Origin of the sequence: Streptomyces anatolicus (assembly GCF_019400875.1) — a bacterium.
Lineage (GTDB): Bacteria > Actinomycetota > Actinomycetes > Streptomycetales > Streptomycetaceae > Streptomyces > Streptomyces anatolicus.
The window spans coordinates 1-16,613 of the sequence record NZ_WMBF01000015.1; the positions used below are offsets into that span (position 1 = coordinate 1).

At 70.8% G+C, this 16,613-nt stretch carries 15 protein-coding genes; 7 read left to right on the forward strand and 8 right to left on the reverse strand.

Annotated features, from left to right (window positions below; genetic code table 11):
• Positions 1 to 266 precede the first annotated feature (266 nt).
• Positions 267 to 1,028, reverse strand: a complete 762-nt coding sequence (locus GKQ77_RS03320) for a hypothetical protein (protein ID WP_258020780.1) — start codon at positions 1,026 to 1,028, stop codon at positions 267 to 269.
• A gap of 185 nt (positions 1,029 to 1,213) precedes the next feature.
• A complete protein-coding gene (locus tag GKQ77_RS03325) occupies positions 1,214 to 2,890 on the reverse strand; it encodes a PucR family transcriptional regulator (RefSeq protein ID WP_219687089.1) in 1,677 nt (558 codons plus the stop codon).
• Between the two features lie 330 nt (positions 2,891 to 3,220).
• Here GKQ77_RS03325 and GKQ77_RS03330 point away from each other — a divergent pair, with 330 nt between their 5' ends.
• The 5 genes from GKQ77_RS03330 to GKQ77_RS03350 all read left to right on the forward strand — a co-directional run bounded on the left by GKQ77_RS03330 (position 3,221) and on the right by GKQ77_RS03350 (position 9,943).
• The gene (locus tag GKQ77_RS03330; protein WP_219687092.1) at positions 3,221 to 4,111 is read left to right on the forward strand and encodes an FAD binding domain-containing protein; all 891 of its coding nucleotides are present in this window, start codon (positions 3,221 to 3,223) and stop codon (positions 4,109 to 4,111) included.
• Positions 4,111 to 4,722 (forward strand): (2Fe-2S)-binding protein, encoded by a 612-nt coding sequence (locus GKQ77_RS03335; RefSeq protein WP_219687095.1) that lies wholly within the window; start codon positions 4,111 to 4,113, stop codon positions 4,720 to 4,722. Before GKQ77_RS03330 ends, GKQ77_RS03335 begins: the two co-directional genes overlap by 1 nt.
• 2 nt (positions 4,723 to 4,724) lie before the next feature.
• Positions 4,725 to 7,115, forward strand: a complete 2,391-nt coding sequence (pucD, locus tag GKQ77_RS03340; RefSeq protein ID WP_219687096.1) for a xanthine dehydrogenase subunit D — start codon at positions 4,725 to 4,727, stop codon at positions 7,113 to 7,115.
• A 174-nt stretch (positions 7,116 to 7,289) separates the two neighbouring features.
• Complete coding sequence (locus GKQ77_RS03345; RefSeq protein ID WP_219687099.1) at positions 7,290 to 8,747, forward strand: NCS2 family permease; 1,458 nt, start codon at positions 7,290 to 7,292, stop codon at positions 8,745 to 8,747.
• Between the two features lie 44 nt (positions 8,748 to 8,791).
• Entirely contained in the window at positions 8,792 to 9,943 is a 1,152-nt protein-coding gene (locus GKQ77_RS03350) for an XdhC family protein (RefSeq protein WP_219687101.1), read from the forward strand.
• 45 nt (positions 9,944 to 9,988) lie between these two features.
• Here GKQ77_RS03350 and GKQ77_RS03355 read toward each other — a convergent pair whose 3' ends face one another.
• A complete protein-coding gene (locus tag GKQ77_RS03355; protein ID WP_219687103.1) occupies positions 9,989 to 10,441 on the reverse strand; it encodes an SRPBCC family protein in 453 nt (150 codons plus the stop codon).
• 34 nt (positions 10,442 to 10,475) lie between these two features.
• A complete protein-coding gene (locus GKQ77_RS03360; protein ID WP_258020784.1) occupies positions 10,476 to 11,288 on the reverse strand; it encodes a polysaccharide deacetylase family protein in 813 nt (270 codons plus the stop codon).
• 198 nt (positions 11,289 to 11,486) lie between these two features.
• Between GKQ77_RS03360 and GKQ77_RS03365 the strand changes: the two genes are divergently transcribed.
• A complete protein-coding gene (locus tag GKQ77_RS03365; RefSeq protein ID WP_219687106.1) occupies positions 11,487 to 11,843 on the forward strand; it encodes a DUF6479 family protein in 357 nt (118 codons plus the stop codon).
• Positions 11,844 to 11,894: 51 nt separating this feature from the next.
• On the opposite strand, the gene GKQ77_RS03370 is transcribed toward GKQ77_RS03365, so the two are convergent.
• The 4 genes from GKQ77_RS03370 to GKQ77_RS03385 form a co-directional block, all read right to left on the reverse strand.
• Positions 11,895 to 12,686 carry a metallophosphoesterase family protein gene (locus GKQ77_RS03370; RefSeq protein WP_219687108.1) on the reverse strand — a complete coding sequence of 264 codons (792 nt, stop codon included), beginning with the start codon at positions 12,684 to 12,686 and terminating at the stop codon, positions 11,895 to 11,897.
• Positions 12,683 to 12,937 (reverse strand): hypothetical protein, encoded by a 255-nt coding sequence (locus tag GKQ77_RS03375; RefSeq protein ID WP_219687111.1) that lies wholly within the window; start codon positions 12,935 to 12,937, stop codon positions 12,683 to 12,685. Before GKQ77_RS03375 ends, GKQ77_RS03370 begins: the two co-directional genes overlap by 4 nt.
• Positions 12,934 to 13,632, reverse strand: a complete 699-nt coding sequence (locus GKQ77_RS03380; protein WP_372459823.1) for a nucleotidyltransferase family protein — start codon at positions 13,630 to 13,632, stop codon at positions 12,934 to 12,936. Before GKQ77_RS03380 ends, GKQ77_RS03375 begins: the two co-directional genes overlap by 4 nt.
• A gap of 272 nt (positions 13,633 to 13,904) precedes the next feature.
• Positions 13,905 to 14,714, reverse strand: a complete 810-nt coding sequence (locus GKQ77_RS03385) for an SDR family oxidoreductase (RefSeq protein WP_219687113.1) — start codon at positions 14,712 to 14,714, stop codon at positions 13,905 to 13,907.
• Positions 14,715 to 14,926: 212 nt separating this feature from the next.
• Here GKQ77_RS03385 and GKQ77_RS03390 point away from each other — a divergent pair, with 212 nt between their 5' ends.
• Positions 14,927 to 16,585 carry a catalase gene (locus GKQ77_RS03390; RefSeq protein WP_219687115.1) on the forward strand — a complete coding sequence of 553 codons (1,659 nt, stop codon included), beginning with the start codon at positions 14,927 to 14,929 and terminating at the stop codon, positions 16,583 to 16,585.
• The last annotated feature ends 28 nt before the right edge of the window (positions 16,586 to 16,613 follow it).

Consider the following 16,613-nt stretch of genomic DNA (forward strand, 5'->3'; position numbering starts at 1 on the left):
GGTGCTGCGTTGTGCGGCGGGTGCGGGTGGGTGGTGGCTGCCCTGTCCCGCCGCTTCGCGCCGGATGCTTCCCAGCCACCCGTTGCTCGGCGAATTTCGGGTGTCGTGTCGTGCGTGCGGGTTGGCGGTGGCGTTTCTGTCCCGCCGCTGCGCGGCGGATGTTCCCCACCCACCCGTTGCTCCGCGTCTCGCGGTTGGGTGCCGGGTCACGGGTGGGCGGGTGGGAGGCGCCCTCCGGGGAGAGAAAGCGGGGCCAGCTGCCCGGTCTAGGGCGTCGGGGCCGGCGGTGTGAGGTGGGCGGAGAGCCAGGTGGGGACGCCGCCCAGGAGGCGGAAGAGCCGCGCCGCCTCTGCCCGCAGCCGCACCGCCTCCGCCTCCGGCTCCGCCCCGGCCAGCGCGGCGAGCGCCGGCGCCGTCCCTACCAGATAACCCAGCTCCTCCCTCAGCCGCAGCGACTCGGCGAACCCGTGCCGCGCCTCCGCCAACTCCCCGTCCCGCAGGGCGAGTCCGGCGAGGTGGCGCCAGGTGAAGGAGAGCAGGAGATGGTCCCCCTGCGCCGTCGCCCCCGCGTGCGCCCGCCGGTACGCGGCCTTCGCGGCCTGCGGCGAGTCCGCTAGGTGCTCGGCGATCAGCCCCCGGCGGAAGTCGAGGAGGGGCCGCCCCACCGCGTGAGGAGCGAGCAGCGCCGCCGCCCTGCCGAGCGCCGTACGCGCCTCGTCGGCCCGGTCACGTACCCCCAACACCGTAGAGGCATACGCCAGTTGGCCCCGCTCGCAGGCCGCGCCCCCGCGATCGTCGTCGTCCTCGGCCAGCGCCTCCGCGCTCCGCAGCGCGTCCTCGGCCTCGCCCCAGCCGTCCCCGGTGAACAGGCACCGTTCGACGAGGAGCGCCGCCCGCTGGAGCGCGGGCGCGGCCCCGGCCCGCGAGGTGAGCAGCGCGGCCGCGTCGGTCCAGCAGCCGCGCGAGCGCAGCCGCCATACCGCGGTCTGGAGTGGATCGTCCCCTGCAATCGTTCCGGTACCAGACATGGCGGTATGCGCCACGTTGCCCTCCCCGAGCACACCATTGAGCTGTTGAGTCGTGGGCGAATCTCAGCATGGATGGCGGCGTCCGGCCAAGGGGCTGGGTGAAAGAATTCACAAAGGGCGGGCGCCGAACGCGGCCCGGGCCACCCGCAGTTCGGGCGGCCCCGGCCGGGCCTCGCCGGATTTCCTCAGCTCATCCGTAGCGCGAGGAAGAAATCGAGCTTGTCCTCGAGGCGGGAGAGGTCGCGGCTCGTCAACTGCTCGATACGGCCCACCCGGTAGCGCAACGTGTTGACGTGCAGGTGCAGCCGCGCGGCACAGCGCGTCCAGGAGCCGTCGCAGTCGAGGAACGCCTCAAGGGTGGGGATCAGCTCCGCCCGGTGCCGCTGGTCGTACTCCCGCAGCGGGTCGAGGAGCCGCGCCGTGAACGCCCGGCGCACGTCGTCCGGGACGAAGGGGAGCAGCAGCACGTGCGAGGCCAGCTCCTGGTGCCCGGCCGCGCAGACCCGGCCGGGGCGGGCGGCGGCGACCCGCCGGGCGTGCCGCGCCTCTTCGAGCGCCCCGCGCAGTCCCTCCGCCGAGTGGACGGAGGCGCTGACGCCGAGCGTGAGCCGCCCGTCGCCGTCGAGGCCCGCCGACAGCGGCTCGCGGACGGACTCCAGGAGGGCGTCGGCGAGCAGCCCGGTCTCGGAGCCGTCGTGCTCGGTCGAGACGGCGGGGAGCGGCACCAGCGCGATGGCCTCGTCGCCGGTGTGCGCGACCGCGATCCGGTCGGACGGCTCGGGCCCGGAGGAGAGGGGGTCGACGAGGATCTCCTCCAGCAGGGACTGGGCCACCGGGCCGCCGTCGATGTCGCCGCCGTCCCACTCGACGCGGGCCACGACGACCTGCCAGTGCGGGGCCGCGCCGAGCCCCGGGAGGAGCACGGGCGCGGCGACCCGCAGGCGCGCCGCGATCTCCGCCGGGGCCGCGCCCGTCTGCACCAGCTCAAGGACTTCCTGGGCCAGGCGGCGCCGCACCGTGCGGGCGGCGTCGCGCCGGTCCCGCTCCACGGCGATCAGCTGGGTCACGCCCTGCAAGAGGTCGAGCCGCTCCTCGGGCCAGTCGCCCGCGTCGGCCTCGACCGCGAGCACCCAGTCGGAGAGCACGGTCTCGCGCACGTCGCGCGAGGCACCGCCCGCTCCCCGGCCACTGGTCCGAACGGGGAAGAGCGAGTACGTCACGCCGTCCACCGACACCCGGTGCGGCCCGCGCCGCCCGGTGCGCGCGGCGGCCAGGTGCTCCCCGGCGAGGCGGGCGCAGACGGCCCCGGGCAGCGCCGCGCCGCCCGCCGTCGACCCGGCGATGGCGCGCCCGGCGGAGGAAAGCACCCAGGCCCGCAGGTCCAGGTCGGTGCCGAGCAGGTCGAGTACGACGTCGGGGCCGCCGCCCGCCGGGCCCGAGGTCATCAGGCGCCGGTGCCGGTCCACCACGGCCGCCAGATCCCCGGCGCGCTCGCCGGAGACCTGGCGTACGACGTGTTCGGTGATCGTCGCGAAGGCCACCGATTCGTTGACCGCGAAGAGCGGCAGGCGGTGGCGGGCGCAGGCTTCGACGATGTCGGAGGGGATGTCGCCCAGCTCGGCCTCGCCGGCGGCGAGCGCGGCCACTCCGGCGCTCGCGAGGATGCGTACGAAGGGTTCGGTGTCCGAGGCGTCGCGGCGCCAGGCGAGGCCGGTGAGGACCAGCTCGCCGCCGGCCAGATAGCGGCTGGGGTCCCGCAGGTCCGTGGTCATCACACCGCGCACGGTGCGGTCAAGCTCGTCCTCGCCGCCGAGCAGCCGCAGGCCCAGCGCTTCGGTGTCAAGGAGTGCGCGCAGCCGCATGGTGTCGTCGCCGCCGATCTGTCTCGAATGTGGTGTACAAGCAGGTGGGCTCCGTGGGACCGGGGCCCTGTGCCACCGGGCGTCCACGGTTTCCAGGGGGAATCCGCGAGGTTGCTGAGGCCCGTTCTTCATACGAATCTACAAGACGCACGGCTTGGCCAGCCAACTCCTTCATGGTTTCGGTGACTGACCCGATCGGATGAGCGAGCGATGTACTTGCCCCACTCCGCGTTAACAGCAGATGAACGAGCAGTCGAGGGACCAAGGGCCCGAGTGGCCGATACGGAGTCCCCCGAAGCGAACGACCCTCGATACGAAGAAGAGAGCCTCATGGACTTCCTTCGCCCCGCCAGCTGGGAGGAGGCGCTCGCCGCCAAGGCCGAGCACCCCACGGCTGTGCCGATTGCGGGTGGCACCGATGTGATGGTCGAGATCAACTTCGACCACCGTCGTCCCCAGTACCTGCTTGACCTCAACCGCATCGTCGAACTGCGCGAGTGGGAGGTGGGCGAGGAGACGGTCCGGCTCGGTGCCTCCGTCCCGTACACCCAGATCATGGAGGAGCTTCGCACGGAGCTTCCCGGCCTGGCGCTCGCCTCGCACACGGTCGCGTCCCCGCAGATCCGCAACCGCGGCGGCGTCGGCGGCAACCTCGGCACCGCCTCCCCGGCCGGAGACGCCCACCCGGCGCTGCTCGCCGCCGACTGCGAGGTCGAGGTCGAGTCCGTACGCGGCTCGCGCCTGATCCCGATCGACGACTTCTACACCGGCGTGAAGCGCAACGCCCTCGCCGAGGACGAGCTGATCAGGGCCGTCCACATCAAGAAGGCCGACGGCCCGCAGCAGTACTCCAAGGTCGGCACCCGCAACGCCATGGTGATCGCCGTGTGCGCGTTCGGCATCGCGTTGCACCCCGAGACCCGGACCGTGCGGACCGGCATCGGCTCCGCGGCCCCGACCCCCATCCGGGCGAAGACCGCCGAGGAATTCCTGAACGCCGCGCTCGACGAGGGCGGCTTCTGGGAGAGCAAGAAGATCATCACCCCCTCGATCGCCAAGCAGTTCGCGGAGCTGGCCTCCGGGGCCGCCAACCCGATCGACGACGTGCGCGGCACGGCGAGCTACCGCCGGCACGCCGTAGGGATCATGGCCCGCCGCACGCTCGGCTGGACCTGGGAGTCGTACCGCGGCAAGGGCCGCAGCATCGAGGGAGTCGCATAATGCGCGTGAACTTCACGGTCAACGGCCGTCAGCAGGAAGCGGACGACGTCTGGGAGGGCGAGTCCCTTCTGTACGTGCTCCGCGAGCGCATGGGGCTCCCGGGCTCCAAGAACGCGTGTGAGCAGGGCGAGTGCGGCTCCTGCACCGTCCGTCTCGACGGCGTGCCGGTCTGTGCGTGTCTGGTGGCCGCCGGTCAGGTGGAGGGCCGCGAGGTCACCACCGTCGAAGGTCTCGCCGACTACGCCAAGCACCGCGAGAGCGCCCACCCCGGCGGCGGTTGCGCCTCCGGCGCGTGCGGCACCTCGCTCCAGGACGCCCAGCAGTGGAAGGCCCAGGGCACGGACTCCCAGACCGGTGAGGGCGCCACGCTCTCCCCGATCCAGCAGGCGTTCATCGACGCGGGCGCCGTCCAGTGCGGCTTCTGCACCCCCGGTCTGCTCATCGCGGCCGACGAGATGCTGGAGCGCAACCCGCAGCCCACCGACGCGGACATCCGCGAGGCGCTCTCCGGCAACCTGTGCCGCTGCACCGGTTACGAGAAGATCCTGGACGCGGTGCGCCTCGCCGCCGCCCGCCAGGACCGTCAGGGACTCCAGGAAGGGGCGGTCTGACCATGGGATCCACCCGTACGACCGGCGTACCCACCAAGCTCACGCAGGGTTCGCAGACCAAGGGCGGCATCGGCGAGTCGACGCTGCGCCCCGACGGCACCCTGAAGGTCACCGGCGAGTTCGCGTACTCCTCGGACATGTGGCACGAGGACATGCTGTGGGGCCAGACCCTGCGCTCCACGGTCGCGCACGCCGAGATCGTCTCGATCGACATCTCCGAGGCGCTGGCGATGGACGGCGTCTACGCCGTCATGACCTACGACGACCTGCCGGCCGAGATGAAGAACTACGGCCTGGAGATCCAGGACACCCCGGTCCTCGCCCACGGCAAGGTCCGCCACCACGGTGAGCCGGTCGCCCTCGTCGCCGCCGACCACCCGGAGACCGCCCGCCGTGCCGCCGCGAAGATCGTGGTCGAGTACAAGGAGCTGCCCCTCATCACCGATGAGGCCTCCGCGACCGCCCCGGACGCGGTGCTCGTCCACGAGGGCCGCACCGACAGCCACATGAGCCACGTCCCGCACCCGAACATCGTGCACCGCCAGCCGATCATCCGCGGCAACGCGGCCGAGGCCGCCAAGAAGGCCGACGTCATCGTCAAGGGCGAGTACACCTTCGGCATGCAGGACCAGGCCTTCCTCGGCCCGGAGTCCGGCCTCGCGGTGCCGGCCGAGGACGGCGGCGTCGACCTCTACGTCGCCACCCAGTGGCTGCACTCCGACCTCGAACAGATCGCCCCCGTCCTCGGCCTGCCCGAGGAGAAGGTGCGCATGACGCTCTCCGGCGTCGGCGGTGCTTTCGGCGGCCGCGAGGACATCTCGATGCAGATCCACGCCTGTCTGCTCGCGCTGCGCACCGGCAAGCCGGTCAAGATCGTCTACAACCGCTTCGAGTCGTTCTTCGGCCACGTGCACCGCCACCCGGCGAAGCTCTACTACGAGCACGGCGCCACCAAGGACGGCAAGCTCACGCACATGAAGTGCAAGATCGTCCTGGACGGCGGCGCCTACGCGTCGGCCTCCCCGGCGGTCGTCGGCAACGCCTCGTCCCTCTCGGTCGGCCCGTACGTGATCGACGACGTCGAGATCGAGGCCATCGCCCTCTACACCAACAACCCGCCGTGCGGCGCGATGCGCGGCTTCGGCGCCGTCCAGGCCTGCTTCGCCTACGAGGCCCAGATGGACAAGCTCGCGGCCAAGCTGGGCATGGACCCGGTCGAGCTGCGCCAGCTGAACGCCATGGAGCAGGGCACCCTCCTGCCGACCGGACAGGTGGTCGACTCGCCCGCCCCGGTCGCCGAGATCCTGCGCCGCGTGAAGTCCCGCCCGCTGCCGCCCGAGCGCCAGTGGGAGTCCAGCGAGGGCTCCGACGTGCGCCAGCTGCCCGGCGGCCTGTCCAACACCACGCACGGCGAAGGCGTCGTACGCGGTGTGGGCTACGCGGTCGGCATAAAGAACGTCGGCTTCTCCGAGGGCTTCGACGACTACTCCACCGCCAAGGTGCGCATGGAGGTCATCAACGGCGAGCCCGTGGCGACCGTCCACACCGCGATGGCGGAGGTCGGCCAGGGCGGCGTCACCGTCCACGCGCAGATCGCGCGGACCGAGCTGGGCGTCAACCAGGTGACCATCCACCCCGCCGACACCCAGGTGGGCAGCGCCGGTTCGTCGTCCGCGTCACGGCAGACGTACGTCACCGGTGGCGCCGTCAAGAACTCCTGCGAGCTGGTGCGCGAGAAGGTCCTGGAGATCGGCCGCCGCAAGTTCGGCTCCTACCACCCGGCGTGGGCCACCGCCGAGCTGCTGCTCGAAGGCGGCAAGGTCGTCACCGACGGCGGCGAGGTCCTCGGCGACCTGGTTGACGTCCTGGAGGACGAGAGCGTCGAGATCGAGGCCGAGTGGCGGCACCGCCCCACCGAGCCCTTCGACCTGAAGACCGGACAGGGCAACGGCCACGTCCAGTACTCCTTCGCCGCGCACCGCGCGGTCGTCGAGGTCGACACCGAGCTGGGCCTGGTCAAGGTCATCGAGCTGGCCGTCGCCCAGGACGTCGGCAAGGCGCTCAACCCGCTGTCCGTCCTCGGCCAGATCCAGGGTGGCACCACCCAGGGCCTGGGCGTGGCGGTCATGGAGGAGATCATCGTCGACCCGAAGACCGCGAAGGTGAAGAACCCCTCCTTCACGGACTACCTCATCCCCACCATCCTCGACACGCCGACCATCCCGGTCGACGTGCTCGAACTCGCCGACGAGCACGCCCCCTACGGGCTGCGCGGCATCGGCGAGGCTCCGACCCTGTCGTCCACCCCGGCGGTCCTCGCGGCCATCCGGAACGCGACGGGTCTGGAGCTCAACAGGACTCCGGTACGGCCCGAGCACCTCACCGGTACGTAACCCCTGGCCGGGTGGAGGCGGAGCAAGAAGTGTCCGGGGGACAGCCGTCCCCCGGGTCCCCTCCTCAAAGCCATGTCCGTTCGTCTCGGGCCGTCCCCCGGGTCGTGCAGCCAACGCACCATCCCAAATCCCGCAACTTCGCGGGTGCCCCTGTGAACCTTGGGAGTAGGCACCATGACCCAGTCGTCAGTGGAGCCCAAGACCACCGCAGAGGACGCGGGCAACGGCTCTCGCGTCCCGGCCGGCCGGTCTTGGCTCGATCGGTACTTTCACATATCCAAGAGAGGTTCCACGGTCGCGCGCGAAGTGCGCGGCGGCGTCACCACCTTCATGGCGATGGCGTACATCCTCCTGCTCAACCCCGTGATCCTCTCCGGCAAGGACGTCGCGGGCGACAGCATGGCCACCAAGGCCGTGATCACCGCGACCGCGTTCGCCGCGGCCCTCACCACCCTCCTGATGGGCTTCGTCGGCAAGGTGCCGCTGGCCCTCGCCGCCGGACTCTCCGTGTCCGGCGTGATCTCCTCGCAGGTCGCACCCGAGATGACCTGGCCGCAGGCCATGGGCATGTGCGTCATGTACGGCGTGGTGATCATGCTTCTCGTGATCACCGGGCTCCGCGAGATGATCATGAACGCGATCCCGCTCGCCCTCAAGCACGGCATCACCATGGGCATCGGGCTCTTCATCGCCATCATCGGCCTGGTCAAGGGCGGCTTCGTCCACCCGGGCAAGGCCACCCCGCTCTCGCTCGGCCCCGCCGGTGAACTCTCCGGCTGGCCCGTCCTGCTCTTCGCGGGCACCCTGCTGCTCATCTTCATGCTCCAGGCGCGCAACATCCCCGGCGCGATCCTGATCGGCATCATCACCGGCACCATCGTCGCCGTCATCCTCAACGCCCTGGATGTCATCGACCCCGGCCAGTGGGCCAACGGCGCCCCCGAGCTGCACGGCGGCGCCGTCTCGACGCCGGACTTCTCGCTCTTCGGTGACGTCGAGTTCGGCGGCTGGGGCGAGGTCGGCGCGATGACCGTCGGCATGATCGTCTTCACGCTCGTGCTCGCCGGGTTCTTCGACGCGATGGCCACCATCATCGGCGTCGGCACCGAGGCCAACCTCGCCGACGAGAAGGGCCGCATGCCCGGCCTGTCCAAGGCGCTGTTCATCGACGGCGCCGGCGGCGCCATCGGCGGCGTGGCGGGCGGCTCCGGCCAGACCGTCTTCGTCGAGTCCGCGACCGGCGTCGGCGAAGGCGCCCGCACCGGCCTCGCCTCGGTCGTCACCGGCCTGTTCTTCGCGGCCTGCCTCTTCTTCACGCCGCTCACCGCGATCGTGCCGCAGGAGGTCGCGTCCGCCGCGCTCGTCGTCATCGGAGCGATGATGATGATGAACGCCCGGCACGTCGACTGGGCCGACCGCGCCACCGCCATCCCGGTCTTCCTGACCGTCGTGCTCATGCCCTTCACGTACACCATCACCACCGGTGTCGCGGCGGGCGTCGTCTCCTGGGTCGCCATCAAGATCGCCCAGGGGAAGGCCCGCGAGATCGGCGCCTTCATGTGGGGCCTGACGGTGATCTTCATCGTCTACTTCGCCCTCAACCCCATCGAAGGATGGCTGGGCGTCCACTGACGCCCCGGCCCTCCGCACATCCGCAGAGCCTGAGGAGGCCGCACATGCTGGACATCGCCGACGAGCTGAACCGGTGGGTCGAGCAGGGACGTGACTTCGCCGTCGCCACCGTGGTGGCGGTCGGCGGGAGCGCGCCCCGGCAACCCGGTGCCGCGCTCGCGGTCGACGCCGAGGGCACCGCCATGGGCTCGGTCTCCGGAGGATGTGTGGAGGGCGCGGTCTACGAGCTGTGCCAGCAGGCGCTCCAGGACGGCGAACCCGTGCTCGAACGTTTCGGCTACAGCGACGAGGACGCCTTCGCCGTCGGCCTGACCTGCGGCGGAATCATCGACATCCTCGTCACCCCGGTCCGCGCCGACTCCGCGTCCCGGCCGGTGCTCGCCGCCGCCCTCGCCGCCGCCTCCTCGGGGGAGGCGGCGGCGGTCGCCCGCATCACCTCCGGGCCCGCCGACCTCATGGGCCGCGCCCTTCTCGTCCGTCCTTCGGGCGCGTACGAGGGTGGCCTCGGCGGCCACCCGGAGCTGGACCGCACGGTGGCGGGGGAGGCCCGCGCCCTTCTCGACGCGGGCCGCACCGCGACCGTGGAGATCGGCGAGGACGGCTCGCGGTGCGGATCACCGCTGGTCGTCCTCGTGGAGTCCAGCGTGCCGCCGCCCCGCATGATCGTGTTCGGCGCCATCGACTTCGCCTCCGCGCTGGTGCGGATCGGCAAGTTCCTCGGCTACCGCGTGACCGTGTGCGACGCGCGGCCCGTCTTCGCCACGCCGACCCGCTTCCCCGACGCCGACGAGATCGTCGTCGAGTGGCCGCACAAATACCTGGAGAACACCGACGTCGACGCCCGCACCGTGCTGTGCGTGCTGACCCACGACGCCAAGTTCGACGTACCGCTGCTGCGCCTCGCGCTGCGTCTGCCCGTCGCCTATGTCGGCGCGATGGGCTCGCGCCGCACCCACGAGGACCGCAACGTCCGGCTTCGCGAGGTCGGCGTCACCGACCTGGAGCTGGCGCGGCTGAGGTCGCCCATCGGCCTCGACCTCGGCGCTCGTACGCCCGAGGAGACCGCCCTGTCCATCGCCGCGGAGATCGTCGCCAACCGGCGGGGCGGCAGCGGGGTCTCGCTCACCGGGGCGCACACTCCCATCCACCACGACGGCACTCGCGGGCCCGCGGGGCGTATCGGCTCGGTCGCCTGAGCCGCGCGGCGCACACGGCCTACGTACGCGGCCTACGTACCCGGCCTACGTACGCGGCGGCGCGGTCGCCGTGAGCCGGTCGACCACCCGGCCGAACATCCGCCGGGCCGCGAAGGCCAGGACCCCGTCGAAGACCTTGGGCAGCCACCGCACGGTCAGCTCCTCCTGCCAGAGCACCGTGGAGCCTTCGGCGGACGAGGGGCGCACCTCGAACTCCGCCCAGCCCGTCACGAACGACCCCCGCTTCTCCAGCCGGCACCGGCCGGGCGAGGCGCCCTGCGGCGGACGCCAGTCCACGACCTCCATCGGGTCGTCGAAGCCGAGGGGGCCGAGCGCGCTGCGGGCGACGAAGACCGTGCCCACGCGCGTGGGCGGGGGAGTGCGGACCGTGACGCGGGTGAGGGGTACGGCCTCGCCGTGCCGTTCCCACGCGGTCAGACGGCGCCACGCCTCGGCGGCGGGCAGGGACGTTTTCCTGGCGAACCGGAAGAGAGCCACGCCGCTGAGCCTAGCCAGTGTCGGCTGTGCGTGATCAGCGGTAGACCTTGCCCGGCTCGGCCTTGCCCGGTGCGAGCAGCTGGGAGACGGTCACGAAGACGTAGCCCCGCTTCTTCAGCTCGGCGATGACGCCGGGCACGGCGGGCACGGTGCCCTTGTAGATGTCGTGCAGCAGGATGATGCCGTCCCGCTTCGTCTGGTCGATGACCCGCTTCTCGATCAGCTTGGAGTCATTGGTCGTGTAGTCCTTCGCCGTGACGGTCCACAGGACCTCCGACAGGCCCAGCTCCTTGGAGAGCTTGTTCACGTCGGCGTCGGTGCGGCCCTGCGGCGGGCGCATCAGCGTCGGCTTCTTGCCTATGAGCTTCTCTATCGCCTTGTTCGGGCGCTCCAGCTCGCGGCGCGCCTCCTCCGGCTCGATCTCCGTGAGGATCTTGTGCGACCAGGTGTGGCTGGCGACCTCGTGGCCCTCGGCGTCCATCTGCCGCACGAGTTCGGGGTACTTCTCGATGTGGTTCTTGCCGAGCGTGAAGAAGGTGGCGGGGACTTTCCCGTCCTTGAGGATCTTGAGCAGGCGGGGCGTGTTCTCGCTGGGCCCCGCGTCGAAGGTCAGCGCCACGCACTTGGCCACGCGGCAGTCGACCGTGCCGAACTTCCCCCGGTCCGCGGCCTTCGCGTCCGCGGCGGCCTTGCGGACGGTGCTGGGGGAGTCGGTGTCGAGCTTGGTGCACCCGGTCAGCGCGAGGACGAGAGCCGCGCCCGCCGCGAGGACGGGGGCGGTACGAGGCAACCTCGGCGAGGTCCGTCTCGTCTTGAAGGCAGGGACTGGCGAGTTCACGGCAGGCATGGTCACGGAAGGCATGCGAGCACTATACACGCCGCGTATACACGGTGTTCATAGTGGGTTGGGAGTAATACCGCCGACCGGGGGAATTCACCCGGCCCGGGAAAGAGATTTCCGGCCGCGGGTTTCGGAGGGTGAATAGTCAGGCGTAATCCTCAGCTATTTTGCGGGCGGGGCGGGTACAACACTCATATGAAATCCATGGAGTGGGAACTTGCCATCTCGCACACCGCCGCCCTCCTGATGTGGACCGCCGGCATCGTGGTGGTCGCGGTTCTTCTCGGCGCCTTTTTCTGGGGCCAGCGGGTCCGCGCGCGCGAGGCCCGGCCGCCGCGTCCGGACGAGCAGCCGAAGATGCCCGAGGGCGGCCCCGTGCGCGAGATCCGGGAGTACCGCGACCCGGACGACGTGTCGAGCGAGGACGGCCACCGGCTCACCCCGCACGAGCTGAAGGGGGGGTACGGCCAGTCGAGCACGCACCCCAGCCCCTCACAGGACCCCGCCGACCACCGCAAGGGCGACGGCGGCAGCTTCGGCAGCGGCGGCCTCGGCAGCTGACGGCTGACCTGTCTCGCATCCTCGTGGGGTGCGAGCGGTCGGCCGGGCCGCTCAGGCGCGGCGGTCGGCGGATGCGGCGACCGCCGCGGCCTCCCCGTGCCCGTGGGCTTCCTCGTGCCCGTGACCCCGCAGGTGATAGACGTTGAACGCCTTGCGGATGACGGGCTGAGCGACATTGCGGACGGGGACGCCGCCGCTGGTCATGCCGTGCTCGGTCCCCGCGTGCGCGTGGCCGTGCACCGCCAGGTCCGCGCCCGCCGCGTCGACCGCCTCCGCCAGCAGATAGCTGCCGAGGAACGGATAGATCTCCAGCGGTTCGCCCGCGAGCGTGTCCGGCACCGGCGCGAAGTGCGTGAGCGCCACCCTCGTATCGCACCCCTGTTCGGCAAGCTCCTGCAGTGAGGCCCGCAGTCCCTCGGCGCAGCGGCGGGTGTACCGGATGAACTCCTTCATCAGGGGCTCACCGAACTCGCTCCCACTGCGGCCCACGAACCCACCGCCGAACCCCTTGGTGCCCGCGACGCCCACCCGCGCCCCGTCGACCTCGACGACCGTGCCCTGTCCTTCGAGCACCTGGACGCCCGCGTCGCGCAGGACGGCGGTGACCTCCTCGGGACGCTCCTCGTGATGATCGTGGTTGCCGAGCACGGCGATGACCGGCACGGGCAGGTCCGCCACCTCGCGCGCCACCACCCGCGCCTCGTCCGGCGTGCCGTGCCGGGTGAGGTCCCCGGCGAGAAGCAGCAGGTCGGCACAGTCGTGCAGCGTTTCGAAGGCGGGCCTGAGCAGTCCCTGGCTGTCAGCCCCCATGTGGATGTCCCCCACGGCCGCGACGCGGATCATGCGACTTCCTCCGGGTGGTCCGGGGCCGCAGAGCCGGCGACCACGACATCGAAGTGCACCGTCTGCCCGGCCAGTTCCTCGTTCACGGTACGCAGCAACTCCTCGCGGCAGTGCGATGTGGGGACGGTCCCGACGACCGCCACGGACGAGCCGCGGGCCTCGACGCGTATGCCCAGTTCGCCCAGCTCCTCCGCGGCGAGCCTTTCCTTCAAATGGGCGATGCGGTATTCGACGTTGGCTTGGTCGTTCATCGGTCTCCTCCTCGCGGGGCGATGACTTCCAGGCGTTCCAGCAGAAAGAGGAAAGCAGCCGGCATCGGCGCGTCACCGCATTCGCCGCGTACCGCCTCCCAGTCGACCATCTCGCGCAGTTGCCGCGCGATCGGCAGTACGGCGCCGAAGTCGCAGTGGTGCTCGGAGAACGCGGCGAGCAGCGCCCGCATCAGATCGGTCGGTGCGAGCACCGGCATGCGCACCGAGTCCACCGGCAGTTCCACGGCCCGCCCCAGAAGCTCCGCGGTGACCGGCTGGTGGGCCAGTTCGAAGATGAGGTCGATGTCCTGACCCAGGCACTTGGCCTTGAGGAGCCAGTCCTCGGGCGGCGCGTACACCGTCAGACCGGCCTCCTCCAGCGTGGCCGCGACCGCTCCGGCGTCCTCCGGCCTGATGCAGAAGTCGGCGTCGTGCTGGAGGTTGCCGGTCCCGCCGTGGGCGTAGACGGCGACGCTTCCGGCGAGGGCGAAATCGTGCTCGTGGCGCTTGAGGATGGCGGCGACCTGCTTGGTCGCCTCCAGGATGGCCTGGTTCAGGTCGGGCGGAAGCTCGTCCGCGCACACCTCGTGGTGCGGGGAGCCTCCGAGCACTTCCGCCGCCGGACGCAACTCGGTCACCCGCTTGCGTCCCCGGCCGTCCCCGTCGGGAGTGGTCTCTTCTGCGTTCGGCGTCACCTGCTGCTCCGTTTCCGGACGCCGGCTGCTGCACTGTCGTCGTGCAGGTCGGCGGTCTCCGACGATCGCTGCCTCAGGCAGCACCGGTACCCGGACCGCCGGGTTCGACACGGGCCAGTTCTCCGTGCGGCACCGTGGCGCACAAATGTGCGCGATGTTGGATTTCCCTTATACCGCAGGGTCGGCTGTACCGCAGGGTCGGCCACGCCACCTCACCGCGCGACGCGGAGGCCGGGCAGGGGGGCACGGGACCGGGAGGCCGGCGGCGCGGCTCAAGGGCGCCGCCACTCGTCGCTGCGCAGATGCGATCCGGCCTGCGGTCCCATCCGCACCATGCCGCCGTCCGCGATCCAGGACGCGCCGGTCACGTACGAGGCGTCGGGCCCGGCGAGAAAGGCGATGACGGCGGCGATCTCGCGGGCGTCACCGGGCCGCCCGAGCGGGATGCCCGGGCGGCGCACACCGTGTACGTCCGTGTCCTCCTGCCCCGTCATGGGCGTGGCGATCTCGCCCGGGGCGACGGCGTTGACCGTGATGCCGTGCTCGGCGAGTTCCAGGGCCATCACCTGCGTGAGCAGCCCGAGCCCGCCCTTGGCGGCGCAGTAGGGTGCCGCGCCCACGCGGGGCTGGTGCTCGTGCACGGAGGTCACATTGACGATGCGGCCGCCGTCGCCCTGCCGGATCATGCGGCGCGCGGCGCGCTGGCCGCAGAGGAAGGGGCCGATGAGGTCGACGTCGATGACCTGCCTGACGGTCTCGTGCGCCAGGTCGAGGAAGGGGGTCGCGGTGCCCGTACCGGCGTTGTTCACCAGGACGTCGATCCGCCCGAGCCGCTCGGCGAGGTCGTCGATGACGTCCGCGGCGTCGGGCAGCCGGGTCAGGTCCATCTGGGCGACGGCCGCGCGCCGTCCGTGCCGGCCCACCTCCTCGGCCGTCCGCTCGGCGCCCTCCCGGTCGCCGTGCCAGGTGATCCCGACATCCAGTCCGGCCTCGGCGAGCCGGACGGCGGTGGCCCTGCCGATGCCGGAGTCCGCGCCGGTGATGACGGCCACTCCGGTGGCGGAAGCGGTGGGGACGGTCATGGAACCTCCTGGTCGTTGCGGAGACGGTGGGGGCTCGTCACGGAGACGGCCTGCTTTGTCGCACAGACGGCCTGAAACGGACCGCTCGCCCGCCTTGAGCCGACCGCCGATGGGTACCCGGGGAGCAGGGCGTTCAGCCTATAACTCGCTTAGCGTGGGAAACCGGAGCATAAGGAACGTACAACGCACACGGGTCGAAGGAGTCGACGATCGTGACGGACGTATCGAGCAAGGGCCCCGCCTCGGGCGACGAGCGCGAGACGCTCACCAACCGGCAGGGCCACCCGGTCTACGACAACCAGAACCAGCGCACCGTCGGCGCACGCGGCCCGGCGACGCTGGAGAACTACCAGTTCCTCGAGAAGATCAGCCACTTCGACCGCGAGCGCATCCCCGAGCGCGTCGTCCACGCCCGTGGGGTCACCGCGTACGGCTACTTCGAGGCGTACGGCTCCCTGGGCGACGACCCCATCGGCCGTTTCACCCGCGCCAAGCTCTTCCAGGAGCGCGGCAAGCGTACGGATGTCGCCGTGCGCTTCTCCACGGTGATCGGCGGCCGTGACTCGTCGGAGGCTGCCCGTGACCCGCGCGGCTTCGCGGTGAAGTTCTACACCGAGGACGGCAACTGGGACCTGGTCGGCAACAACCTGGGTGTCTTCTTCATCCGGGACGCGATCAAGTTCCCCGACGTCATCCACGCACTCAAGCCGGACCCCGTGACCTTCGAGCAGCAGCCGCGGCGGATCTTCGACTTCATGTCGCAGACCCCCGAGTCCATGCACATGCTGGTCAACCTCTTCAGCCCGCGCGGCATCCCCTCGGACTACCGCCACATGCAGGGTTTCGGCGTCAACACGTACAAGTGGGTCAACGACCAGGGGGAGTCCGTCCTGGTGAAGTACCACTGGATGCCCAAGCAGGGCGTCCGCAGCATGACCGAGGAGGACGCGGCGAACGTACAGGCCGACGGCCTCGGGCACGCCACAAAGGACCTCTACGAGTCGATCGCGCGCGGCGACCACCCGGAGTGGGAGCTGCTGGTCCAGGTGATGGAGGACCACGACCACCCCGAGCTGGACTTCGACCCGCTCGACGACACGAAGACCTGGCCCGAGCAGGACTTCCCGCCCAAGGCGGTCGGCCGGATGGTGCTCGACCGGATGCCGGAGAACTACTTCGCGGAGAACGAGCAGATCTCGTTCGGCACCGGTGTCCTGGTGGACGGCCTCGACTTCTCCGACGACAAGATGCTGGTGGGCCGCACCTTCTCCTACAGCGACACCCAGCGCTACCGCGTCGGCCCCAACTACCTCCAGCTGCCCGTCAACCAGGCCAAGAACGCCCGCGTGCGCACCAACCAGCGCGACGGCCTGATGACCTATCAGGTCGACGGCGGCGGCGAGAACCCCATCGTCAACTACGAGCCGTCCATCACCGGTGGGCTCCGGGAGGCGCAGTACCCGACCCACGACGAGCAGGGCCCGGAGATCCACGGCAGGCTGACGCGCAAACGGATCCCGCGTACGAACGACTATCTCCAGGCAGGCCAGCGGTACTGCCTGATGGAGCAGTGGGAGCGGGACGACCTCGTGCACAACTTCGTCGACCTGCTCTCCCAGTGCCCCCGGGAGATCCAGGAGCGGATGGTCTGGCACTTCCTGCTCGTGGAGAACGAGCTGGGCCTCAAGGTCGGCGACGGCCTCGGCATCGGCCCGAAGGACGTGGCGGGCCTCCAGCCGCTGGCCGGCCAGGACCTGACGGACGAGGACCGCAAACGGCTCGCCAACCTGGGGGAGAACCCGCCGCGCGATGTCAGCGGCCTGACGATGACGCACTGCGTGCCGAACGAGAGGCACGTGGTCACGCGGTGACCCTTTAAAGGGCGGAGACTGCGGGCGG